The organism is Ensifer sp. B1-9, from assembly GCF_050474445.1.
In the GTDB taxonomy this organism is placed as follows: Bacteria; Pseudomonadota; Alphaproteobacteria; order Rhizobiales; family Rhizobiaceae; genus Ensifer.
Genome location: NZ_JBCHVG010000029.1, coordinates 19,846 through 43,322, shown reverse-complemented (window position 1 = coordinate 43,322; position 23,477 = coordinate 19,846). Strand labels below are relative to the sequence as shown.

General features: G+C 63.0%; 24 protein-coding genes. 16 read left to right on the top strand and 8 right to left on the bottom strand.

Annotation, left to right across the window (positions count from 1 at the left end; translation table 11 throughout):
- Positions 1-27: 27 nt before the first annotated feature.
- Positions 28-1,200: a PLP-dependent transferase gene (locus ACQ5BM_RS33410; RefSeq protein WP_429820415.1), complete on the bottom strand. Its 1,173-nt coding sequence runs from the start codon at positions 1,198-1,200 to the stop codon at positions 28-30.
- The gene (locus tag ACQ5BM_RS33405) at positions 1,197-1,913 is read right to left on the bottom strand and encodes a FadR/GntR family transcriptional regulator (protein WP_429820413.1); all 717 of its coding nucleotides are present in this window, start codon (positions 1,911-1,913) and stop codon (positions 1,197-1,199) included. The genes ACQ5BM_RS33410 and ACQ5BM_RS33405 overlap by 4 nt, the downstream gene beginning before the upstream one ends.
- A 44-nt stretch (positions 1,914-1,957) precedes the next feature.
- On the opposite strand from ACQ5BM_RS33405, the gene ACQ5BM_RS33400 reads away from it, so the two are divergent.
- Positions 1,958-2,314 (top strand): hypothetical protein, encoded by a 357-nt coding sequence (locus ACQ5BM_RS33400; RefSeq protein WP_429820411.1) that lies wholly within the window; start codon positions 1,958-1,960, stop codon positions 2,312-2,314.
- 152 nt (positions 2,315-2,466) lie between these two features.
- Here the strand turns inward: ACQ5BM_RS33400 and ACQ5BM_RS33395 are convergent, their stop codons facing one another.
- Both ACQ5BM_RS33395 and ACQ5BM_RS33390 read right to left on the bottom strand, forming a co-directional pair.
- On the bottom strand, positions 2,467-3,570 hold the full coding sequence (locus ACQ5BM_RS33395; RefSeq protein WP_429820408.1) for a M24 family metallopeptidase: 1,104 nt from the start codon (positions 3,568-3,570) through the stop codon (positions 2,467-2,469).
- 326 nt (positions 3,571-3,896) lie between these two features.
- Positions 3,897-4,589, bottom strand: a complete 693-nt coding sequence (locus ACQ5BM_RS33390) for a GntR family transcriptional regulator (protein ID WP_429820406.1) — start codon at positions 4,587-4,589, stop codon at positions 3,897-3,899.
- Between the two features lie 167 nt (positions 4,590-4,756).
- Here ACQ5BM_RS33390 and ACQ5BM_RS33385 point away from each other — a divergent pair, with 167 nt between their 5' ends.
- From ACQ5BM_RS33385 to ACQ5BM_RS33370, 4 genes are all read left to right on the top strand, one after another.
- A complete protein-coding gene (locus tag ACQ5BM_RS33385) occupies positions 4,757-6,124 on the top strand; it encodes a glutamine synthetase family protein (protein WP_429820404.1) in 1,368 nt (455 codons plus the stop codon).
- Entirely contained in the window at positions 6,121-7,434 is a 1,314-nt protein-coding gene (locus ACQ5BM_RS33380; protein ID WP_429820449.1) for an NAD(P)/FAD-dependent oxidoreductase, read from the top strand. Before ACQ5BM_RS33385 ends, ACQ5BM_RS33380 begins: the two co-directional genes overlap by 4 nt.
- A 395-nt stretch (positions 7,435-7,829) precedes the next feature.
- On the top strand, positions 7,830-8,744 hold the full coding sequence (locus ACQ5BM_RS33375) for a transglutaminase-like domain-containing protein (RefSeq protein ID WP_429820402.1): 915 nt from the start codon (positions 7,830-7,832) through the stop codon (positions 8,742-8,744).
- Between the two features lie 134 nt (positions 8,745-8,878).
- Entirely contained in the window at positions 8,879-9,028 is a 150-nt protein-coding gene (locus ACQ5BM_RS33370) for a hypothetical protein (RefSeq protein WP_429820400.1), read from the top strand.
- A 9-nt stretch (positions 9,029-9,037) separates the two neighbouring features.
- Here ACQ5BM_RS33370 and ACQ5BM_RS33365 read toward each other — a convergent pair whose 3' ends face one another.
- Complete coding sequence (locus ACQ5BM_RS33365) at positions 9,038-9,430, bottom strand: YybH family protein (RefSeq protein WP_429820397.1); 393 nt, start codon at positions 9,428-9,430, stop codon at positions 9,038-9,040.
- A 54-nt stretch (positions 9,431-9,484) separates the two neighbouring features.
- On the bottom strand, positions 9,485-10,102 hold the full coding sequence (locus ACQ5BM_RS33360) for a TetR/AcrR family transcriptional regulator (protein ID WP_429820395.1): 618 nt from the start codon (positions 10,100-10,102) through the stop codon (positions 9,485-9,487).
- 117 nt (positions 10,103-10,219) lie between these two features.
- On the opposite strand from ACQ5BM_RS33360, the gene ACQ5BM_RS33355 reads away from it, so the two are divergent.
- From ACQ5BM_RS33355 to ACQ5BM_RS33325, 7 genes are all read left to right on the top strand, one after another.
- Complete coding sequence (locus ACQ5BM_RS33355) at positions 10,220-11,314, top strand: ABC transporter substrate-binding protein (RefSeq protein ID WP_429820447.1); 1,095 nt, start codon at positions 10,220-10,222, stop codon at positions 11,312-11,314.
- Positions 11,315-11,422: 108 nt separating this feature from the next.
- Complete coding sequence (locus ACQ5BM_RS33350; RefSeq protein ID WP_429820393.1) at positions 11,423-12,307, top strand: ABC transporter permease; 885 nt, start codon at positions 11,423-11,425, stop codon at positions 12,305-12,307.
- Positions 12,308-12,309: 2 nt separating this feature from the next.
- Positions 12,310-13,101, top strand: a complete 792-nt coding sequence (locus ACQ5BM_RS33345; protein ID WP_429820392.1) for an ABC transporter permease — start codon at positions 12,310-12,312, stop codon at positions 13,099-13,101.
- Positions 13,098-14,195: an ABC transporter ATP-binding protein gene (locus ACQ5BM_RS33340; RefSeq protein ID WP_429820390.1), complete on the top strand. Its 1,098-nt coding sequence runs from the start codon at positions 13,098-13,100 to the stop codon at positions 14,193-14,195. The genes ACQ5BM_RS33345 and ACQ5BM_RS33340 overlap by 4 nt, the downstream gene beginning before the upstream one ends.
- 4 nt (positions 14,196-14,199) lie before the next feature.
- Positions 14,200-14,931: an MBL fold metallo-hydrolase gene (locus ACQ5BM_RS33335; protein ID WP_429820388.1), complete on the top strand. Its 732-nt coding sequence runs from the start codon at positions 14,200-14,202 to the stop codon at positions 14,929-14,931.
- Between the two features lie 102 nt (positions 14,932-15,033).
- Entirely contained in the window at positions 15,034-16,467 is a 1,434-nt protein-coding gene (locus ACQ5BM_RS33330; protein WP_429820386.1) for an aldehyde dehydrogenase family protein, read from the top strand.
- A 196-nt stretch (positions 16,468-16,663) separates the two neighbouring features.
- Positions 16,664-17,509 (top strand): DMT family transporter, encoded by an 846-nt coding sequence (locus tag ACQ5BM_RS33325; RefSeq protein WP_429820445.1) that lies wholly within the window; start codon positions 16,664-16,666, stop codon positions 17,507-17,509.
- A gap of 78 nt (positions 17,510-17,587) precedes the next feature.
- Here ACQ5BM_RS33325 and ACQ5BM_RS33320 read toward each other — a convergent pair whose 3' ends face one another.
- Both ACQ5BM_RS33320 and ACQ5BM_RS33315 read right to left on the bottom strand, forming a co-directional pair.
- Positions 17,588-18,766: an aminotransferase gene (locus ACQ5BM_RS33320; protein ID WP_429820384.1), complete on the bottom strand. Its 1,179-nt coding sequence runs from the start codon at positions 18,764-18,766 to the stop codon at positions 17,588-17,590.
- A gap of 71 nt (positions 18,767-18,837) precedes the next feature.
- On the bottom strand, positions 18,838-19,884 hold the full coding sequence (locus ACQ5BM_RS33315; RefSeq protein ID WP_429820382.1) for a LysR substrate-binding domain-containing protein: 1,047 nt from the start codon (positions 19,882-19,884) through the stop codon (positions 18,838-18,840).
- 224 nt (positions 19,885-20,108) lie between these two features.
- Between ACQ5BM_RS33315 and speB the strand changes: the two genes are divergently transcribed.
- The 4 genes from speB to ACQ5BM_RS33295 all read left to right on the top strand — a co-directional run bounded on the left by speB (position 20,109) and on the right by ACQ5BM_RS33295 (position 23,430).
- Complete coding sequence (gene speB, locus ACQ5BM_RS33310; RefSeq protein WP_429820380.1) at positions 20,109-21,170, top strand: agmatinase; 1,062 nt, start codon at positions 20,109-20,111, stop codon at positions 21,168-21,170.
- A gap of 91 nt (positions 21,171-21,261) precedes the next feature.
- Positions 21,262-22,056, top strand: coding sequence for a transporter substrate-binding domain-containing protein (locus ACQ5BM_RS33305; RefSeq protein WP_429820378.1), 795 nt, complete (start codon positions 21,262-21,264; stop codon positions 22,054-22,056).
- Between the two features lie 61 nt (positions 22,057-22,117).
- Positions 22,118-22,786, top strand: coding sequence for an amino acid ABC transporter permease (locus tag ACQ5BM_RS33300; protein ID WP_429820376.1), 669 nt, complete (start codon positions 22,118-22,120; stop codon positions 22,784-22,786).
- Entirely contained in the window at positions 22,783-23,430 is a 648-nt protein-coding gene (locus tag ACQ5BM_RS33295; RefSeq protein ID WP_429820374.1) for an amino acid ABC transporter permease, read from the top strand. The genes ACQ5BM_RS33300 and ACQ5BM_RS33295 overlap by 4 nt, the downstream gene beginning before the upstream one ends.
- Positions 23,431-23,477 lie beyond the last annotated feature (47 nt).

Genomic DNA, 23,477 nt, shown 5'->3' with positions numbered 1-23,477 from the left:
CAGAGCGGGATCTGCATCCCGCTCCTGTCAGCCAGTCGAAGCGACGGCGAGCGCCGCCTCGAGATCGCTCCAGAGGGCCTCCGTTCCTTCCAGGCCGACATGGAGCCGTACCGACCGCGGCGAGATGCCGAAGGCGGCTGCGGAATTGGGCTGGGCTTTCTGCGACAGCACGACTTCGCCCGGCACGATGAGGCTTTCATGTCCGCCCCAGGAAACGCCGAGCTTGAAGAGTTCGAGATGATCCGCGAATCGCCTGACGTCGACGCCCTCGCGGAAGATGAAGGAGAACAGGCCCGATGTGCCGGAAAGGCCCGGCGGCAGCGTGTTGCCGAGGCCAGGATGGCAGACCGTTTCGACCAGCGGATGTGCCTGCAGCCGCCGCGCGACTTCAAGCGCCGAGCGCTCATGCGATTTCATGCGGATCGGCAGGGTGCGCAGGCCTCGGATCAAAAGCCAGGCGTCGAAGGGCGAGAGCTTGCCGCCGAGATAGGGATAGGCTTCGGAGCGGATGCGGCCGATCAGTTCCTTCGATCCGGTGACGACACCGGCGACGACGTCCGAGTGGCCACTGAGATATTTGGACGCCGAATGGATGACGAGGTCGACGCCGAGCGAGATCGGCCGCTGGAAGATCGGGCTTGCCCAACTGTTGTCGATCGCGGTGATGATACCCTGGTCCTTGGCGAGGCGGGTAAGTGCGGCGACGTCATGGGTATCCATCACCCAGCTCGTCGGGCTCTCCATGTAGAAGAGCTTGGCGCCCGGCAACGCTTTCGCGACCGCTTCCTCGTCGCGGCCGTCGACATAGGTTACCTCGATCTTCATGCGCTTCAGATGCGTGCCGAACAGGCGGAAGGCGTCGGGATAGACGTGGTTGACGGCGACGATGCGGTCGCCCGGCTCGACGAAGGAAAGCACGGTGGAGGAGATCGCCGACATGCCGCTGGCAAAACCGATCGCGTCTTCGCCGCCTTCGAGTTTCGCCAGCATCTCCTCGAACATGCGTACCGTCGGGTTGAGGCCGCGGGTATAGATCGGCCGCACGCGCTCGCCCCGGTAGGAGGCGACCATGTCGTCGTAGTCCTTGAAGGTGAAGAGCGAGGTCTGCACGATCGGCGGCACGACGGCATCGAAGGCGTTGCCTTCGTCATGCGCGACGATCAGCGAGGCGTGGTCGAACGGATCGAGGCCGTAGGTCATTTGGACATTTCCTTGATGTCTTCCTCGACGATCGCGAGGATTTTCAGCGTTTCTTCGCGCGCGGTGTCAGGATCCTGAGCCGCGATCGCGTTGAAGAGGGTGCGGTGGAACGGGAAGGAGCGGCGGGCGAAGTCCGACCGGTCGAACGGTTCGTCCCAGAAGCGCTCGAAGGCCTCGCGCATCTGTTCGAGAAGCTGGCGGAAGAGCGGATTGTGCGTGGCGTCGTAGATCGCCAGGTGGAAGGCGAGGTCTTCCGGGCCGGAGGTGCCCTTGGCGATATGCACCCGCTCCATCTCGTCGAGCTTCGTTTCGATGATCTTGAGGTCTTCGTCGGTGCGCCGGCGGGCCGCAACCATATTGGCCTCGACCTCGATGCCGCGGCGGACCTCGAGCGTCATCAGAAGCACGTCGCGCAGATGCGCGGCGTCGAGGGTGAGCGGCATATGGACGGTGGCACCGGAGATTGTGCGCAGGAGATAGGTGCCGCTGCCCTTGCGCGCCTCGACAACGCCGAGTGCCTGGAAGTGGCGGATGACTTCGCGGATGGTGGAGCGGCCGACGGCCAGAGCCGTCATCAGCTCGCGCTCCGCCGGCAGGCGTTCGCCGGGTTTCAGGCCCGATTGTTCGATGTAGTCAGCCAACGCAGCAATCACCTGCTGGGCCCGGTCGGCCGGGGGCAGGGGCATCAGCGCCACTCTTGCCGGTTCACTCATTCGGCTTCCTCCCAGAGGCCAAATTGGTCTGACATCTGAGCACTATGACCACGGCGACGGAGATCGTCAAGCAGGAACTGATGAACGCGCAGGTGTTGACCGCGTGCGCTCCCGGCGTAGACATGGAGGTAAGGAGTTTGGTGATGATGAAATCGGAATGTCTGTTCGTGATGGCAGCCGTGTTCGGCGCGTTCTTCATCGTGGTGACGGTCGCGGGCGAGGCCGAAGCGCAGATGCGCACCAGAAAGGGCGAGTATTACGAGGGAATCCAGCGAAAGCCCTACGGCTATTACTGGATCTGGCCGCCCGTCGAGCAGCGCGAACCAGTCTCTAGTCCTCGCCGCGGAAAGGAGGGTGCCGGGAGCGCGATGCCGAAGCCGCGCATGCGACCGACCGAATAGCCAGGCCGGCAAGGGAATGGAGCAAAGAAGAGCGGCGCCCGAAGGCGCCGCGAATTTCATGTTTTGTCGAAACAGTGAAGTGAAATGCGCTGACTTTCCGAAACGTCGCGATTCCAGGCGGAAAACCGTTTCACACTTTTCCTGAAAGAGCCTTAGACCTTGGCGACGTGAACATCGCGAGAGAGCGAGGAAAGGACCTCCGGCCCGTCTTCGCGCAGGATGACGATATCCTCGAGGCGGATGCCGAAGCGGCCGGGCAGGTAGATGCCGGGCTCGATCGAGAAGACCATGCCCTCTTCCAGCACCGTTTCCGAGGTTGCGGTGATATAGGGCGGCTCGTGGCCGTCGATGCCCATGCCGTGACCGGTGCGGTGCACGAAGTACTCGCCGTAGCCGGCATCGCTGATCACTTTCCGGGCGGCGGCATCCACGTCCTTGGCGGGCACGCCAGGGCGTGCGGCTTTCATCGCGGCCTGCACGGCCTTTTCGACGATGGTGTGGATCTGGCCGTATCCCTCGGGCGCGCGGCCGACGATCGCCATGCGCGTGATGTCGCTCGGGAAGCCCTGTTTGCGGCCGCCGATATCGATCACGACCGCATCGCCTTCCTCGATCACCCGCTCGCTTGCCGAGTGATGCGGGAAAGCGCCGTTGCCGCCGGCGCCGACGATCCAGAAGGCCGGTGCCGCACCTTCGGAGGAGAAATGTCCGCGGATTTCGGCGGCCAGCTCCTTCTCGGTCATGCCGGGGCGGATCTTCGAAAACGCCGCCTGCATGGCGCGGTCGGCAATGCCGGCGTTCATCTTCAGGAGTTCGTATTCGGTTTTCTCCTTGCGCATGCGAAGGTTGCCAAGCGTTGCCGGCGTGAACTCGCGGGCGGTATCTTCCGGCAGCGCATCGATCAGCAGCAGCGCGAAATCGGCGCGCATGGTTTCGTCGAGCACGACGCGGCCGGGCCTTTCGGCGCCGATATCGGCGAGTGCCGCCGTCAGGGCCGCGGCCGGGCCTTCGTCATCGGCCCAGTTGTGGAAAGCGATGTCGGTGTGTTCGCGCGTGCCTTCGGCGTTGAGCGCCGGCATCAGGAAAGCCTCCTTTTCCGGGCCGATCAAGAGCAGGCAGGGCCGCTCGTCCGGATGCGGATGGTAGCCGATCAGCCAATCCATGTGTGATCCGGGCGCGAGTGCGATGAGGCCGACATCGCTTTCGGCCATCTTGCGGCGGAGCGCGGCAAAACGGGTCTTGGTAAGTTCCGTCATGGGGTTTCCTGTCTTGTTGGAGGCAATGGGATGCCGAACGTCATTCACGTGGCTGATTGACGGACGGATGGAGGACAGCGCCGAACGGTTCGGCGCGAAGTGTTTACGGGGAATGCTTGAGGCCGGTGCAGGTGTTGCCCCGGGTTACGGATCTCTGGCTCTTCAAGCGGTCTCCTCCCCCTCGAATGCACGCGCACAGGCTCGGAAAGCTGGTCTTCCCGGCGCTATGCATTTGTATTTGCAAGACTTTGGTGCCGTGCACCGGCATTGTCAATATGGAATTTTAGTCACACTAAAATTTGTGGGTCAGCGATGCCTGTGGCAAGTCAGGCGGCCAATCGCAGGAGACGCGCGACCGCCTGCTGGTCGAAGCCGCCGATGCCCTCCCTGATGTCGGCGGCGATCGCATCGGCGACGGCCTCTTCATCGCGCCGCCGAAGCGCCTCGATCGCTTCACGATGCCGGTCCACGACATAGAGTTCGGTGACGTGTTCCATGGCAATCCCGAGGATGGGGCCGAGCTGTAGCCAGACACTCTCGATCAGCGGCATGGCCACTGGATCGGGATTGGCCGTGTAGATCTTGCGGTGAAACGCCTGGTTGGCGATCAGGGCGGCCACCTTGTCGCCCCTGCGTATTTCCGTCTCGATGCTATCGTCGATTGCCGTGATATTTTCGATCTGGCGCTCAGAAAGATGGGCGACAGCCCGGCGGGCGCCATGGCTTTCGAGCGCGATGCGCAGCGAGATCAGCTCCTCGAAACGGGCGGGTGTAATGTGCGGCACGACGATGCGGCGGTTTTCCAGGAACTGCAGCGCGCCGATCGAGGTCAACTGGCGCAGCGCCTCGCGCACGGGTGTCGGGCTGCTTTCGAGCGCTTCGGCAAGGCCACGGATGGTGACAGAGGTGCCGGGGCGGAAAGCGCCAACCATGATCGCCTGGCGCAACCGGTTGAAGGCGTAGTCGTGTGTCGTCATGCCGTCGGGTCGCGCAAGTGGCGGCAAAACAAGCGGTTTCAAATGCACATGTCCTTCTGCCTGTCCACGGTGGGAGCGGGATGCGAGCCGCATACACTTTCCGGCGCCCCGCTCTACGTCACATGCCTGATAGCACCGCTCATGCTTGACTCCAATTCCTGAATTATGTCAACTTTCTGAAAATGTGATCACAAAAAGAGATTTGCGATATGTCGCTCGACGCGGAAGATCCTAGCGCATTCAAGGCATGGCTCGAGCAGAACGGGCCGATCGAAAGCATTCAAGCCGTCGTTTGCGACCTCAACGGCATCATGCGTGGCAAACGCGTACCCGTGGAGCAGGCGGCGAAGGTGTTGGGCGGCGGCATCCGCATGCCGCTCTCGATCGTTGGCGTCGACGTCTGGGGTGAGGACATCATCAACAGCGAGCAGGTGTTTGCGAGCGGCGACCGCGACGGCATCTGCGGCGTCACCGGCCGCGGCGCGCTGCCGGTCAACTGGACGTCACGGCCGAGCGCACTGGTGCCGCTCTGGCTGCAGCTCGAGGACGGCAAGCCGTTCCTTGCCGATCCGCGCCAGGCGCTGGCGGCGGTCGTGCGCGAATACCAGGAACTCGGCCTTCGCCCCGTCGTCGCGACCGAGCTTGAATTCTATCTGATCGATCCGGAACCGGACAGCGCGGTGCCGCCGATCTCGCCCTATACCGGCAAGCGGCTCGATTCCGACGCGATCCTCTCGATCGACGAACTCGACGATTTCGGCGAGTTCTTCTCCGACGTCTACAAGGAATGCGCGCGGCAGAACGTACCGGCGGACGCGGCGATCGCCGAGAATGGCATCGGCCAGTTCGAGATCAACCTGTTGCACACCGACGATCCCCTGAAAGCGGCCGACGACGCCATCTTCTTCAAGCGCATCGTCAAGGGTGTGGCGCGCAAGCACGGACTCGCCGCAACCTTCATGGCCAAGCCCTACGGCACCCGTTCGGGCAACGGCATGCACATCCATTTCAGCTTGCTCGACGCGGAGGGCAACAACGTCTTCAACGACGGAAGTGACGAAGGTTCGCCGGTGCTGAAGCACGCCGTTGCCGGCCTTCTGCGCGGCATGGCAGAGACGACCCTGCTCTTTGCGCCGCATTTCAATTCCTACCGGCGGCTCCGGCCGGACACGCATGCGCCGACGGCCGTCTGCTGGGGTTACGAGAACCGCACGTCGGCGATCCGCATTCCCGGCGGCAACCCCAATGCGCGCCGCATCGAACATCGCGTCGCCGGCGCAGACGCCAATCCCTATCTCGTCATCGCCGCGATCCTCGGCGCCGCACTCGTCGGCATCCGCAACAAGTGGAAGCCGCCGGCGCCGGTTTCGGGTCGGGCCTATGCAGCGGAGAAACTGCCCAAAATTCCCTCGGAATGGGGGCAGGCGGTCGATAGCTTCGAGGCAGGACCGATTGCCGCCGACATCTTCGACCCCGTGCTGCGCTCGATGCTGATCGCCTGCAAACGCCAGGAGATCGCAGGCTTTGCCGAGCAGGTCACGGATTACGAATTCAGCGCCTATCTGGAAATCGTCTGATGCTTACCAAACAGAAATCCTATGCCGGCGACGGCAGTTACCCGACCAGCTACTACGCCGCCTCCCGCAACATCATCCGCACGCCCGTCCGGCTTCAGGGCCGGGTCGAGACCGACATCTGCGTCGTCGGTGCCGGTTACTCCGGCCTGTCGACGGCGATCCATCTTGCCGAGAAGGGCTACAAGGTTGTCGTCGTCGAGGGCGCGCAGGTCGGCTGGGGCGCATCGGGACGCAATGGCGGCCAGGTCGTCAACGGCCTCAATGCCAGCCTGTCGACCATCCAGCGCCGCTATGGCGAGGATGCCGCGCGCTTCATCGGCGGGCTGGTGCAGGAGGGCGGCAAGATCATCCGCCGCCTCGTCAGCCAGTATCAGATCGACTGCGACCTGAAGCCGGGCAACATCTATGCCGCCTATACGCCTGCGCATATGAAGGAGCTCGAAGCCAAGCAGGCGCTCTGGCGCAAATACGGCATGGACGACCACCAGCTTCTCGACCGCGAAGCGCTCCGCAAGCTCGTCAGATCGGATGCCTATTGCGGCGGCATGCTCGATACGACCGGCGGCCACATGCATCCGCTCAATCTGGTGCTCGGTGAGGCGCGCGCGTTCGAAGGTATTGGCGGGACCATCTATGAACAATCACCCGTGACGCGGGTCGATCACGAGGCAGCGCGGCCGGTCGTCTATACCGACGCCGGCGAGGTTTCGGCGCGCATCGTCGTGCTCTGCGGCAATGCCTATCTCGGTGACGCGGTGCCGAAGCTCGTCTCGCGCGTCATGCCTGTCTCGACGCAGATGATCACCACGGCGCCGCTCGGCGAGGAGCTGGCGCAAGCGCTGATCCCGAGCGACATGTGCGTCGAGGACGTGCGCTATATCCTCGACTATTTCCGGCTCTCGGCCGACAAGCGGATGATCTTCGGCGGCGGCACCGTCTATGGCGGCACCGATCCGGCCGATGTGGTTGCGAAGCTCAAACCCAATCTTGAAAAGGTCTTCCCAGAGCTCAAGGGGGTTAAGATCGACTACGCCTGGAGCGGCAACTTCGCGCTCTCCTTCACGCGCGTGCCGCAGATGGGCCGGATCGGTTCCAATACCTACTTCGCCCACGGTTACAGCGGCCACGGCGTCACCGGTTCGCACCTCTTCGGCCGCACGCTCGCCGAGGCGATCGATGGCGACACCACGCGCTACGACGTCTTCGCGAAGCTGCCCTGGTATCCATTCCCGGGCGGGCGCATGTTCCGCGCGCAATATTCGACGATCGGCTCCTGGTGGTACCAGTTCAAGGATGCGGTCGGATTGTAGGGCAAAAGACCGACGCTCCGTGAAAGGGCGGCTTGCCATGAAGGTGGGCCGCGCCCCTTGCGCGCGAGTCGGAAAATCGATTTCCCGCGGAGCGCAATTCCGCCTCGCCGGCCATTGCGCTACTATCAAGCCTCTACTGCATGTTTCCTTAAATCGTCGCCGATTTAAGGATAAAAACATGCAGCGATTCAAAGTGCTGCAGCGACCTGCGCGTCTGAGAAGACGCGCAGCGCTGTAGGGCATCGGCTCGCCCGCTAGAAGGGCCCGTTGCATCTTTGGCATGCGGCCAGCCCGTGGGGTGGCCGCATGCCAACGGATACCAAGGAGGGCCCGCATTCCCGCGGGCAAGACAGGCGGGGAGCATTTGACTCCCGGTTGATCCTGGGAGGTCTCAGATGTTCGTGCGCTTTGGTTATGAGATCGGCATACGCTGTCCGCAACCGACTCCGATGATGACCTATCTTTCCGTGGTGCCCGAGCGGCGAGAGACCCTTCGCCGCGAGCATGGCCCGGTGTCTTCGCCGCTGGTGAAGATGGAGCAGATTACCGATCCGCATGGCAACACCTGTCTGCGGATGACGGTGCCTGAAGGCGACTTCAAGCTGTCCTATGATGCGGTCATCGAGGACGATGGCAGGCTCGATGCCTCAGACCCGCTGGCAGAAGCGGTGCCGGTCGAAAATCTTCCTGCGGCGTGGCTACCCTATCTCGCCGCCAGCCGTTACTGCGAAACGGACCGGCTGGGGGCGCTTGCCTGGCGCTTGTTCGGCGACGTGCCGGCCGGCTGGGAGCGCGTTCAGGCGATCTCGGACTATGTCCACGAGCGACTCGTCTTCAGCTACGGCTATGCCCAGGCGATGCGTACGGCGCTCGAAGCCCATGAGGATCGCGTCGGCGTCAGTCGCGACTATGCGCATCTGGCGATAACCTTCTGCCGCTGCATGAACATGCCGGCGCGCTATGTGAACGGCTACATGGCCGACATACCGAAGAGCGACAATCCGGCGCCGATGGACTTCAACGCCTGGTTCGAGGTCTTTCTTGGTGATCGCTGGCATGTGTTCGACGCCAAGAACAACCAGCGGCGGGCAGGGCGCATCGCGGTCGCTCGCGGCCGTGACGCCGCGGATATTCCGCTGATCCAGACCTTCGGCAAACACGAACTGACCGCCTTCACCGTCTGGACCTGTGTCGAAACCGACAGTGCGCTGACGCGCTCGCACCGCGCTTCCGACGTTTCGCTGCTGACGCCGTGGTTCAGCGAGAGCTGGTCCAAGCACCTGAAGGAGCGCAATCGAAACCGGCATTGATGGCTTCTGCTGCGCCGAACCGATTTTTTACGATCCGGGCGATTTGCGAAAAATGATATCTATAAACTCAATGGAGAATATAGGAAAAGAGGATAGTCGAGAGGCTAAAACCCTCGCAGGAACGGAGAGACGCGATGAACGCAGCGAAACCGATGATCCAATCCCGCTACGGTCTTTCCGGGACGACACCGCAACGCCGCTCGCATGTTCACCTGGTTCCCCACGCAATCGCCATCGTTGCCGCCTTTTCCTTCGTCAGCGCCGTCGTCATCGGCGCATTCTGAGGCTGGTCTTCAGCCATGCCGTGACAGATGCTCGTGCACGGCGAGCCATTTTCCTGATGCTATCCGCTCGAACACGATCGTTTCCCGCTCATCCGCGGTCGTCGGCTCTCCATTGAATTCCAGTTCGGTCTCGACGCGGTGGGTGAAGACCGCGACATTGTCCATCACCTGGACGTGCCGCTCGCTCGACCGGCAGGCGCGTACGAGAAACCCGTCGCGTTCCTCCCAAAGCGACCATTCCGCTTCATATTCGGCGCGGCTCGTCAGCGGCCGGTCGAGCGTATGGAAAATGAAGCTGGCGTTTGGTGCAAAGGCAGAGAAGTAGGCGGTCCGGTCGTGCCGTGCGAAGGCTTCGACCAGGTGGTCGGCAGCCGCAAGCACCGACTGTTCGAGATCTGACATGGGTTCCCCTTTTGATATCGAGCGAAGCTCGTTCCGGCTTGTCTTTTTTGATGGTCAGCGTGCCGCGATCAGCGTCGCCAGCGGCCGGTTCTGGCGCGAAACGCGCGCCTTCAGGTCGTCGAGCGACATCGTCTCGCGCTTGGCGAACTCGGTGAACATCATGTTGAGATTGTTGAAGAACATCTCGCCGACCGCTTCGACATCGACATCGATGGCGACGATTCCCTTGGCCTTCAGCTTGAGGATCAGGGTCGAGATCTGTTCGCAGAGCCGGCGGTCGAGTTCGGTGTAGCGTTTGCTGAACGGGCTTTCCGGCTGCTGGATGGCGATCGCCATGGCCGTGCGCCACATCTCCTTGCTGAGATAATAGAGCGAGTGGTCGTAATATTCGCCGATCAGCGCATCGAGTGCGCCCATGACGGAGGCGGGCGGATTGTCGACAATCGAGCGTCCGGCGGCGAGCACTTCCTCGACTTCCATCGACACGGTGGCAAGCAGGATGTCGCCCTTGTTTTCGTAGTAGTTGTAGAAGGTTCCGACCGAGATCTCGGCGCGTTCGGCAATGTCCTCGATGCGCGCGCTGTCATAGCCGACTTCGCGAAAAAGCGCGGCGGCGGCGTCGAGAATACGCCGGTTCCGATCGGCCTTTTGCCGTGCGCGCAGTCCCGTCATCTGATGTTTCCCCGAATTATGAATTGGTTCAAAATTGAGATTGACTTAAAAAATGAATTCATTCAATCTTTTTTTGAAGACGCCGGAACGAGCGTCAAACAAGAGGGCAACAGCATGATGCAGTCAGTTCGTGACGGTGCGCGCCTGCGCCGTTTTTTCTCCTCCACGGCGGCAATCGCGATCGCCGCCCTGTCGACGGTCGCAGGACCCGCGCCGGTTTTTGCCCAGGAAGAGCTCAATGCGCTCGTCTGGTGCGACCACACCGATCCGGCACTGCTGGAGCCGTTCGAGAAGGCCAACGACGTCAAGGTGAACGTCAAGGTCTACGAGGGCACCGGGGCAGGGCTCTCGATCCTCGATCAATCGCAGCCGGGCGACTGGGATGTGCTCGTCATCGACGGCGTCGATGTTCATCGTGCGATCGATCTCGACCTGCTCGCTGAAATGCCTGCCGATGCGCTGCCGACCGCCGACATCTTCCCGGAAGTGCGCATGGAGGCGAACAACACCAAGGACGGCAAGATCTACGCCGTCACCGAGAAATTCGGCTACAACACGATTTCCTACGACAAGACCAAGGTCGATCCGAAGGACATGCAGGACCTGTCGATCATCTGGTCGGACAAGTACAAGGGCCGCATCGCGCTCTATGATTATTACCTGCCGATGATCGGTCTCGTCGGGCTTGGCCTCGGCAAGAAGACCGCAGAGCTCAGCGAAGCCGACATGCCGGCGATCAAGGAAAAGCTCGCGGCGATGCGCGCAGTGTCGAAGCAGGTGAGCGACGTCGTGTCCTCGCAGACGGCGCTGGCGACCGGCGAGGTCGACATTCTCGTCGGCGGCGGCGAGTGGATCACCGCCGTCCTTTCTGCCGACAAGCCGAGCCTCGACTGGACCATTCCCGAACAGGGCGCGGTACGCTGGGCGCAGTCGATCGGCGTGATGAAGGATTCGACCAAGCAGGACCTGGCGCTGAAGTTCGTGCAGTACATCCTGAGCCCGGAGGGCCAGGCACGGCTTGCCACCTCCTCCTGCTACTGGGCCATGCCGGCCAATGCCAAGGCGGGGGAGCATCTCACCGACCAGCAGAAGGCGGCTCTGCGCTTCGACCAGCAGGCGGAATATCTGAAGAAGACCCAGCTCTATCCGATCCCGTCGGCCGAACTCGACCAGCAGTTCCAGGACGCCTGGACGGAGATGCTGCAGCAGTAATCACGGACGCGGGCGTGGTTAGCGCCGCGCTCGCCTGATCTTCGTTTTTGAGCCGCTGCGGCGGCGCGGGGGCAAAACATACCCGCAACCCTTGAGCCCGGGATAGCCATGGCAGACGCCGGAACCTTGACATCAGCGACAGCGCTCGAAGACGCGGACCGGCGCAAGGCCTGGAGTTTCGTCGCGCCGGCGCTTTTGTGGACGTTGGCCTTCTTCGTCGTGCCATTCGCTTTCATGGCGGCGATGAGTCTCTGGAAGCGGGAAGGGCGGGCTCTCGTCCGCGTCTGGAACTTCGACAACTATACGCGTTTCTTCTCCGAGAACGCGCTGTTCCAGGGGCTCGTCAATTCGCTGGAAATCACCGTCATCGTCACCGTGATTTCCGTGCTGCTTGCCTATCCGCTGGCCTGGATCATCGCCGAGCGCGTGCCGAGGCGGCTGCAGCGCATGGCACTGATCCTGGCGATCCTGCCGTTCTGGACGTCTTACGTGGTGCGCTCCTATTCCTGGCTGCTGGTGCTGTCGAAAAACGGCGTCATCAACCAGATGTTCATGAGCATCGGCCTGATCTCCGAGCCGCTGGAGCTGGCCAGCACCCGTACGGCGACGGTTATCGGTTTCGTGCATTTCTTCGTCATGCTCTTGACGCTGACGATCTATTCCAACCTGATCCAGCTTTCGCCGAACTATCGCCGCGCGGCAGCCGATCTCGGTGCCAATGCTTTCCAGACCTTCTGGCATGTGGTGCTGCCGCTGACGCTGCCCGGCATCATGACCGGCGCCTTCCTCACCTTCGTTCTCTGCATTGGCGACTACGTCACGCCGCAGATCCTCGGCGGCAACAACGAGCTGGTGCTGCCGCAGATCATCATGCTGCAACTCGGCCGCCGCGCGGATTTCCCGATGGCAGCGGCGCTGTCGATCGTCTTGATGCTGGCTGTTACCATTGCCTATCTCGCCTGCGCCCGCTGGCTGAAGATCGAGAGGGCCTGACGATGGTGCGCCAGATCTTCGCAAGTGCCCTGTCCTGGACCTATCTCGTCCTCGTCTATGCCTTCATCTTCCTGCCGGTCGCCGTGCTGGTGCTCTTCTCCTTCCAGGATGGCCGCCTGCCGGTGCCGCCGTTCAACGGCTTTTCGCTGCAGTGGTACGGGGCGGTTTTTGCCGACCGCAAGCTGATGGCGGCGCTCGGCAATTCGCTTGCCGTGGCGCTCGTCTCCTCCGGGATCTCGGTGCTGCTCGGGTTTCTCGCCGCCTATGCGCTGGCGCGCTACAAGCTGCCGGGCTCGGCCCTGCAACGGGGGCTGCTGATCGCGCCGATGACGGTGAGCTATCTGATCATCGCGCTCGGCCTGCTGTCGCTCCTGAACGCGCTGCATATCCCGCTGTCACTGATGACGGTCGGCATCGGCCATGTGGTGATCAACCTGCCGCTCTGCTTTGCCATCATCTACGCCTCGATGGGCGACCATCACATCAATATCGAGCGGGCGGCGCGCGACCTCGGCGCCAGCGATTTCAAGGTGATGGCGCTGGTAACAGCGCCGATGCTGATGCCGTCGATCCTTGCCGCATTCTTCCTCTCCGTCACCTTCAGCTGGGATGAATTCATCATCGCCTTCCTGCTGTCGCGCTTCGACGTGACGCTGCCCGTCGAGATCTGGAGCATGCTGCGCTCCGGCCTCAACCCCAAGACCAATGCCATCGGCTCGCTGGTATTTCTCGCCTCGGTGGCCGTGCTGCTCATCCTCGAGCTTTCCCTGTTCGGAAGGACGAAAAAACAATGACCGCTCCCGTCTCGATCGACAACGTCAGCAAGGTCTTCGGTGCCTTCACAGCCCTTGACGCGGTCTCGCTCGATATCCGCGCCGGTGAGTTCATCGTGCTGCTCGGGCCTTCCGGCTGTGGCAAGACCACACTGCTCTCGATCCTCGGAGGCTTCCTGTCGCCGACTTCCGGTCGCGTGACGATCGGCGGACAGGACATGACCTACGTCGTTCCGTCGAAGCGCCCAACGACGACGATGTTCCAGGACTATGCGCTGTTTCCGCATATGCGCCTCGTCGACAATGTCGGCTTCGGGCTCAGGATGCGCGGCCTTGCCAGGGCCGAGCGTGACGAGAAGGCGCTCGGCTTCCTCGATCTCGTCGGGCTGCAGGCGTCCGCCGGCAAAAGGCCGCATGAACTCTCCGGCGGTCAGCGCCAGCGCGTGGCGCTTGCCCGCGCGCTCGCTGTCGACCCGGACGTGCTTTTGCTCGACGAGCCGCTCGGCGCGCTCGACCTGAAACTTCGCCGCCAGATGCAGGACGAGTTGAAGGCGATCCAGAAGCGCGTCGGCACCACCTTCGTGCATGTAACCCATGATCAGGAGGAGGCGATGGCGATTGCCGACCGCATCGTGGTGATGAACCAGGGGCGGATCGAGGATTTCGGCCCGCCGTCGCAGATCTACATGCGGCCGCGCTCGCTGTTTTCGGCGGGCTTCATGGGCGAGGTCAATTTCGTTTCGGGACGCGTCACGGCGGCGGATGCGAGCTCCGCCCGGGTCGAAACCGCGCTCGGCAACCTGGCGCTTCCGGCTGATAATTTCACCGCATCCGCGCCGAAGGCCGGCGACCGCATCACACTCACCATCCGGCCGGAACATTTCCGCGCCGACGATCGGGCGCAAGGGCCAACCGTGACGCTCGGCGAGGCGCGCGTTGCGGGCAGCGCCTTTTTCGGCACGCATTATCGCTGCCATCTGCAGCCGTGCGCCACGGACACCGGAGCCCTTGTCGCTCATCTGCCGCAATCGGCAAGCGTGCGCGAGGGCGAGATTGTGCCGCTTGCGGTGCGCGCCGCCGACGTCGTAGCCTTGCCTGCCACAGGACATGCGTAGCGCGATGCGGAGAATTGCCCCTCAGGACTGGTACCGGGTGAGACGGCTCGACGACGACGTCACCGCCATTGACGAGCCCTACATCCAGGAATTCTATCGCTGCAACATCTGGCATGTGCGTGGCCGCGACCGGGACATGCTCGTCGATAGCGGCATGGGCGTCGTGTCGCTCAGAGAATGGGTGCCGCTCGTCACCGAGCGTGCTGTGACCGCCGTCGCCAGTCACACCCATTTCGATCACATCGGCTGCCATCACGAATTCGACTGCCGCTGCGTGCATTCTGCCGAGGCGGATCTTCTCGCCCATCCGACCCGCAAGAACACGCTCGCCGATCCCTATGTGGCCGACGAGATCTTCGAAGCGCTGCCGCCTGAGCCCTATGCCTCCACCACCTATGCGGTGAAGGCGGCGCCGGCGACGCGGCTCTTGGAAGACGGCGACCATATCGATCTCGGCGATCGGGTCTTCGAGGTGATCCACACGCCCGGCCATTCGCCCGGTGGCATTGCGCTCTTCGAGGCGAAAACCGGCGTGCTCTTCTCGGGCGACATCCTCTACGACGGCCCGCTGATCGAGGATACCTATCATTCCAACGCCGACGACTACCTGGCGTCGATGGAACGGCTGCTCGCGATCCCCGCGCGTATCGTTCATGGCGGACATTTTCCGAGCTTTTCCGGCGAACGCTATAGAATGCTGATCCGGGAATGGCTGGAGCGCCGTGCGTTCAAATGAACAAAGGCCGCTCTGGTTATAAGATTCCAGAGCATCTTCTCCGCTCGCGAGCGGGGTGCTCTGGTGAAAAACAAAAGACAAACTGACGGGAAGGAGGAGCGAATGCTCGACAAACGCAAGTTCTACATCAATGGCGCCTGGGTGGATCCGGTCGTTGCCAACGACCTGGAGGTCTTGAACCCGGCGACCGAGAAGCCCGTTGCCGTGATCTCGATGGGCACGGCCGAGGATATCGACCGCGCCGTTGCCGCCGCCAAGAAGGCCTTTGCAACCTATAGCCAAACAAGCGTCGAAGAGCGGCTGGCGCTGCTCGAAAAACTGCTCGCCGTCTACAAGCGCCGCTACGACGAGATGGTCGACACGATTACCATGGAACTTGGTGCGCCGAAGACGATGACGCGCGAACAGCAGGCCGATGTCGGCGTCGGCCATCTCCAGGGCTTCATCGACGCGCTGAAGCGCCTCAAGACCCGCGACCGGCTGCCGAACGGCGACGTGATTCTGCGCGAGCCGATCGGTGTCTGCGGCCTGATCACGCCTTGGAACTGGCCGATCAACCAGATCGCGCTGAAGGTGGTGCCGGCGCTGGCGACCGGTTCGACCTGCGTTTTGAAGCCGAGCGAGTTCACGCCGCTGAACGCGATGCTCTATGCCGAGATGGTGCATGAAGCAGGCTTCCCGGCCGGCGTCTTCAACCTCGTCAATGGCGACGGTATCCGTGCCGGCGCCGCGCTCTCGAAGCACCGCGACATCGACATGATGTCGTTCACCGGCTCGACCCGCGCCGGCATCGCCGTCAGCAAGGATGCGGCCGAGACCGTCAAACGCGTGACGCTCGAGCTTGGCGGCAAGTCGCCGAACATCGTCTTTGCCGATGCCGATCTCGAAGACCGCGTCACCGGCAGCGTGCTGGAATGCTTCAACAATTCCGGCCAGTCCTGCGATGCGCCGACCCGTATGCTGGTCGAGCGCAGCGTCTACGACCAGGCGGTCGAGATCGCCAAGCGCGTCGGCCGCGAGGCGAAGGTGGGTGACCCGACGCAGGAAGGCAGCCATATCGGCCCGCTCGTCAGCCATATCCAGTTCGGTCGGGTGCAGGCGCTGATCGAGGCGGGTATTGCCGAAGGCGCGCGTCTTCTCGTCGGCGGTGCCGGCAAGCCCGAAGGCTTCGAGACCGGCTACTTCGTCAAGCCGACGATCTTTGCCGACGTCAACAACGACATGCGCATCGCCCGCGAAGAGGTCTTCGGTCCCGTGCTTGCGATCATTCCCTTCGACACCGAGGAGGAAGCGATCGCGATCGCCAACGACACCAACTACGGCCTCGCGGCCTATGTACAGACGGGCGATCCGAAAAGGGCCGAGCGCGTCGCCGCGCGCCTGCGCGCCGGCATGGTGCATATCAATGGCGGTCCGCATCGCTATGGCAGCCCGTTCGGTGGCTACAAGCAGTCGGGCAATGGCCGCGAAGGCGGTATCTTCGGGCTCGAGGACTTCCTCGAAGTGAAGACCATCCACGTTCCTGACGCCGCCTGAGCGAGGCATAACGCTCCTTGAAAGACAGCCGTCGCAACCCGCGGCGGCCGCTTTTCTTTCAGGCTTCGGCGCACAAGGACTGTCACCGCAAGCCGGCATCTGATAGCTCGTCTGCTACCCACCTCAGACGACCGCTCCTTTCCGGATGCCTCCCGTGACCCACGCACATCATTCCTCGGCCCAAAATCGCGTCGCCATGGCGGCCCTTCTCATCGGCGGCGCTGCGATCGGTGGCTCGCCGATCTTCGTGCGGCTGTCGGAGGTGGGACCGATGGCGACCGCCTTCTGGCGCGTGGCGCTGGCCTTGATCCCGCTTCTCGCCTGGACCTGGTTTCGCGAGGAGGGCGCCGGAGGGCGGCGTCCGGAAAAGCTGTCGGAATATGCGCTCTTGATCCTGCCCGGCGTATTTCTCGCAATCGATCTCGGCGCCTGGCACTATGCGCTCACCAAGACATCCGTCGCCAACGCCACGCTTCTTGCCAATCTCGCGCCCGTTTTCGTGACGCTTGCGAGCTGGCTTCTGTTCCGCGCGCGGATCAGCGCCATTTTCGCGATCGGCCTCGCAACGGCGGTCGCGGGCGTGGTGATCCTCAAGGGCGGGCCGATGGCGCTGGGCGAGGGTAATCTGCTGGGCGACGGCATCGCAGTCGTCGCGGCGATGTTCTATGCCGGCTACATCCTGGCGATCGGGCGGCTGCGCAGCCTGTTCAGCACCGTGCGCATCATGATCTGGAGCACGGCCTCGGCGGCGATCTGCATGCTGCCGATGGCGGTGCTCTTCGAGCCGTCGCTCTTGCCGTCGACCGCCTTCGGCTGGGCGATGCTGTTCGGTCTCGCCTTCGTCAGCCATGCCGGCGGGCAGGTCGCGATCACCTATGCGCTCGCCTATTTGCCGCCTGCCTTTTCTTCGCTGACCCTGCTCTTGCAGCCGGTCGTGGCGGCGATCCTGGCCTGGGTGCTGCTTGCCGAGCCGGTCGGGCTGATGCAGGCGATCGGCGGGGCGATCGTTCTTCTCGGCATCCTGATCGCGCGGCGCGGATAACGCCGCGCGCTTTCTTCAGAGCAATTCCAGGAAAGATGTGAAACGGTTTTCCGTCCGGAATTGCGTTACTTTAAAGTCCTAAAGGCCCGGCGGCGTGAAGTTCGCCAGCCGCTCTTCGAGCTTGCGGATCGTCTCGGCATCCGCATTGGCGAAAGCAAAGCGCAGGTAGTTTTCCTGGCCTTCGCCGAAATAGTCGCCCGGCAGGCAGACGACGCCGGCGAGCTTGGCGAGCTTCTCCGCGATGAACTGGGAATCGATGTCCGGGAAGGGGTGGCGGACATAGGCGAAATAGGCGCCGACCGCCTGCAGCTTCCACTTCGGCAGGCGGCTCATCACGTCCCTCAGCGCGTCGGCGCGCGCGGCGATCTCGGCGCGGTTGCCCTGGCGCCAGTCGGCAAGCGCGGGAAGGGCCTTGGCAACGGCGGCCTGGGCGGAGCGCGGCGCGCAGATCTGCAGATTGTCCATGATCTTCGCCACCTGTTCGATGACGGCCGGACCGGCGGTAATCGCGCCCAGGCGATGGCCCGGGATGCAGAAGGACTTGGAGAAGCTGTAGAGGCCGATGAAGCTCTCCTGCCAGCCTTCGCCCGCAAGCAGGTCATGCGGCGCGGCAGAGGCATCAGGCAGGAAGTCACGATAGGTCTCGTCGAGGATCAGCCAGACGCCCTTGGCGCGGCAGGCCGCGTGGATACGGTTAAGCAGTTCCGGTGGATAGACGGCGCCGGTCGGGTTGTTGGGCGAAACGAGTGCGAGCGCTCGGATGCCGGGGCGAAGCGCTGCGGCAATCGCGTCGACTTCGGGCAGGAAACCGGCGCCGGCGTCGCAGGGCACGAGTTCGACGTTGATGCCGAGCATCGCCAGCGTCGTTTCCTGGTTGAAGTAATAGGGGTTGGTCATCAGGACCGTATCGCCCGCGCCGGCGATCGCCATCGCCGCGCAGATGAACGCCTGGTTGCAGCCCGAGGTGATGTGGATGTTATCGGCCGTGACCGCTGCGCCGTAAAGCCCGGCGACATGGGCGGCATAGGCGTCACGCAATACCGCTTCGCCCTCGATCGCGCCGTAGCCGGTATAGGCGGTGGAGGCGGCGGCCTCGCCGAGCCAGGCCAGCATGTCCGGATGGGCAGGATAGCCGGGCACCGCCTGCGACAGGTCGATCAATGGGCCACGGGAGCCGTCGTAGGATTTCGCCCAGGCCAGCACCGAGGGTACGGGCGGTGGCGAGAGCTTTTCGACGAGCGGGTTGAAATGCGGCATGGCGGGTGTTCCTGCGTTAGATAGATTCAAGCGGGATGCGGAAAACCGTATACACTTTTCCTCATCCCGCTTTAGGCCTTGGCTTTACGTTTCTGTGGGCGATCGGGGCGGCGGGCACGGCTCGGCGCCGAGACCGGCTGAAAGCCGTCGGTCCTCGATTTACGATCTGTCGGCTCGGATTTCGAGGTACGGCTGCGAATAATCGTGCGCGCCGAGGTCTGGAGTTCGGGCATCGGGTCGTTTTCGAGCGCCGCGAACATCCAGTCGATGAAGATGCGCACGATCGGGGCTGCCAGCACCTCGTTGCGGCAGGCGACGAAAAAGGCGTCGTTGGCAGGCACCGTCAGGTCGAAGGGGGCGATCAGTTCGCCGCGGGCGATCAGGCTGCCGGCGGTGATCGTATCGCCGAGCGCCACGCCTTGGTTGTGCAGCGCCGCCTCGGTCGAAAGCCGCGCGTCGCTCATGAAATGCTGCTGGCCGCGTTGCAGGTCGCTGGCGTCAGCCGCAGCGAGCCAGGTGTTCCACTCGCGACCGTCGTCGCCATGCAGCATCACGTGATCGCGCAGGTCCCGCACCGAACGCAGTGGCCGCATGTTGAGGAGCGTCGGGCTGACGACCGGGAAAAGTTCCAGCCGGCTCCAGAGCTTGGCCCACGCGCCCGACCAATTGCCGTCGCCATAGATCACGCAGACGTCGACATCGGGCGAATGCAGATAGGCTTCGTCGTTGGAGGCGATCAGCGTCAGGCGCACGTCCGGATACTGCTCGGTGAAGAGGTGCAGCCGCGGGATCAGCCAGAAGGAAAGGAGTGCGGGGACGCAGGTTATCCGGAGTTCGCCGCTCGTCGTCGGCCGCGTCATTGCTGCGGTCGCCGCGGCGATCTCGGCGAAGGCATGGGTCACGGCCGGCAGCAGCAATGCGCCCTGTGGCGTGAGCTTCAGCCGCTTGCCGCCGCGCTCGAAAAGGGCTGCCTTCACCGAGAGTTCCAGCGCGCGGATCTGGTGGCTGATCGCGCCGTGGGTGACGTTCAGTTCGCGTGCGGCCGCCGACACGGAACCCCGCCGCGCCGTCGCTTCGAAGGCGCGCAAGGGGTTGAGCGGTGGCAGGCGGCTGGACAAAGCGGCGGGTTCCGGCGAGGTTTCGTTATGTGAATTTTTCTCACACGAAACGCTATAACAATGTCAATTGATTTTCCAGAGGAATTGCCGCCTAATATTCGTCAACAAAGGCGAAAAAGCCTGGGGAACATGATCGCGCCGGACGAACCGGCTTCATCCGCAGTGAGATATCTGTGGCGCTTTTCAGCGCATGCCCGGGCTATGGATGACGGAGGACTGCACCAATGGCCTGGGACGACAACAAGCTTGCCGAACTGAAGGCGAAATACGGCGAAAGCCATGGCGGCGAACTGTTCGACCCGACCTTCCGCAAGGTTGCCGACAAGATCTTCAACAAGAGCGGCACGCGCCTTGCGCCCTATTCCGGCATCCCGACCTTCCTGACCGCGCCGCACATGCCTGTCGATGCGGAAAACCCGGATTTCGGCAATCTGCAGGTCGCGATCGTCGGCATCCCCATGGATCTCGGCGTCACCAACCGCCCGGGCTCGCGTTTCGGACCGCGGGCGCTGCGTGCAATCGAGCGTATCGGCCCTTACAACCACGTGCTCGGCTGCACCCCGGTGCAGGAACTCCGTGTTGCCGATATCGGCGACGTACCGTTCCAGAGCCGCTACCGGCTGGAACTCAGCCATGACGATATCGAGAAGCGCATCAACCAGATCGTCGATGCCGGCGTGCTGCCGCTCTCGGTCGGCGGTGACCATTCGATCACGCATCCGATCCTGAAGGCGGTCGGCAAGAAGCGTCCGGTCGGCATGATCCACATCGATGCGCACTGCGACACCGGCGGCGCCTACGACCTGACCAAGTTCCACCACGGCGGCCCGTTCCGCAATGCCGTGCTGGACGGCGTGCTCGACCCGACCCGCGTGGTCCAGATCGGCATCCGCGGCTCGGCCGAATATCTCTGGGAGTTCTCCTACGAGTCCGGCATGACCGTCATCCACGCCGAAGAAGTGACCGGCCTCGGCATTCCCGCGATCATCGAAAAGGCGAAGAAGATCGTCGGCGATGGCCCGACCTATCTCTCCTTCGATATCGACAGCCTCGATCCGTCCTTCGCGCCGGGCACCGGCACGCCGGAAGTGGGCGGCCTTACGACCCGCGAAGTGTTGGAGCTGATCCGTGGCCTCAAGGGCATCAACCTCGTCGGCGGCGACGTCGTCGAAGTGGCGCCGCAGTATGACTCGACCACCAACACGGCCCATGCCGGCGCCCAGGTGCTCTTCGAAATCCTCAGCCTCATGGTCTTCAGCCCGGCGATCACGGGCAAGTCCGCCTGAGGCCTGGCAAATCTTCGTCGGCTGCCGGACCGGAAACGGCGGCCGACCACCAGACGTCACAATCACAAAGCTTCCGGGTAGGGGAATAACCATGACGATCCAAACAAAACTGAAGACAGTACTGGCCGCCGCCCTGATGCTGGGGGCCGCCGCCGGCATCGCCAAGGCCGATGCGCTCGCCGACATCAAGTCCGCCGGCCAGATCAATGTCGGCATCTTCTCCGACTTCCCGCCCTTCTCCTCGGCCAGCGCCGACATGAGCATCAAGGGCTACGATGTCGACGTCGCCCAGCGGATTGCCGACGATCTCGGTGTCAAACTGAATCTGGTCAGCGTCACCGGCCAGAACCGCATTCCCTATCTCAACGACAAGCGCGTCGACATCCTGATGAGCGTCGGTTTCTCCAAGGAGCGCGCCGAGGTGATCGACTTCGCGGCTGCCTATGCGCCGTACTACATCGCCGTCATCGGCCCGGCGGAACTGAAGGTCGCCGGCAAGGAAGACCTCGCGGAGAAGACCATTGCCGTCAACCGCGGCACGCTGGAGGATACCTCGCTCACCGAGGCGGCGCCCACCAATGCCGACATCCAGCGTTTCGACAACTACAATGCGGTGATCCAGGCCTTTATCTCCGGCCAGACGCAGCTGATGGTCGTCGGCAACGACGTCGGCGCCCAGGTGCTGGCCCGCCAGGAGGCGCTGAAGCCGGAGCAGAAGTTCCAGCTCTTGACCTCGCCGTCGCATATCGGCCTCAACAAGAATGAAGAGGGCCTGAAGAAGGCGGTCAACGACACGGTCGCGAAGATGCTCGCCGACGGCAAGTTGAACGCGAGCTCCGAGGCCTGGCTGAAGACGCCGCTCAACCCCGAGAACCTCAAGGACTAACAGAGCTTGACGGAGGCGGGGAGCGACGCTCTCCGCTTCTCTCTTGAGGAAGGTTGCGACGATGGGTTACGGCCTCAGCTTCGGTTGGCTCAAGGACGCCGCGGGTGCGATCGCCCATGGCGCGGCCATGACCGTGTTCCTGATTGCCTGCACGACGGTGCTCGGCATCCTGATCAGCATTCTCTTTGCCGCCGCCCGCCGCAGCCGCTACGGTATGCTGCGCAAGGCAGTGGCCGTTTATGTCGAGGTCGTCAGGAACACGCCGTTCCTGGTGCAATTGTTCTTCATCTTTTTCGGCCTGCCGAGCCTCGGCATCCGGCTCGATCCGATCCTTGCGGCGATCCTTGCGATGACGCTCAACATGGCCGCCTACACGACGGAGATCGTCGGCGCCGGGCTCGACGCGGTGCCGAAGGGGCAGAGCGAGGCGGCTTTCGCGCTCGGGCTCAAACCCCGCCAGGTCTTCGTCAAGATTATCCTGCCGCAGGCGCTGAAGGTGATCTTCCCGGCGCTCACCAGCCAGGTCATCATCATGATGCTGGAATCGGCCGTCGTCTCGCAGATCGCGGTGCGAGAGCTTGCGCATGAGGCGGATCTTCTGCAGGCGCGCACCTTCCGGTCCTTCGAGACCTATTTCGTCGTCACGCTGATCTATCTTGGCCTGTCGATGGCGATGCGACGGCTCTTCGTTGCCGGTGGTCGGCGAGTACTCGGAGCCGGCGTGTCATGATCGAATTCACCTTCTGGGACATCCTGCGCAACCTGATCTTCGCCACACGCTGGACGGTGCTTTTGTCGATCGTCGCCTTCGCCGGCGGAGCGGCGGTGGGACTCGCCATCCTGGCGGCCCGCATCGCCGAACGCCCGTGGCTGCGCCGTTTCGGTTCCGGCTATATCGCGCTCTTCCAGGGCACGCCGCTTTTGATGCAGCTCTTCCTGATGTTCTTCGGCCTGCCGATGCTCGGCTTCCGCATCGAACCCTGGACGGCGGCGGCACTCGGGCTCACCTTCTATGCAAGTGCCTACCTCGCCGAGATCTGGCGGGGCGGCGTGGAGGCACTGCCGCGCGGCCAATGGGATGCGGGCGCGAGCCTCGGTCTGCACCGGTTTCAGGAACTGCGCCTCGTCATCCTGCCACAGGCCTTCGCCATCACCCGGCCGGCGGCGGTCGGGTTCCTCGTGCAACTGATCAAGAGCACGGCGCTCACCTCGATCATCGGCTTCGAGGAGCTTCTCAGAACCGCCAATGCGATCAATAATGCGACCTTCGAACCTTTCACGGTCTATGGGCTGGTCGCGGTCATCTTCTTCGTGCTGTGTTATCCGCTGACGCAATATGCACGGATGCTGGAGCGCAAAACACCCGCGCACTGAGACTGAAAATATGCGAGAAATCAAACAGAACAGGGAACAAGGCGGAT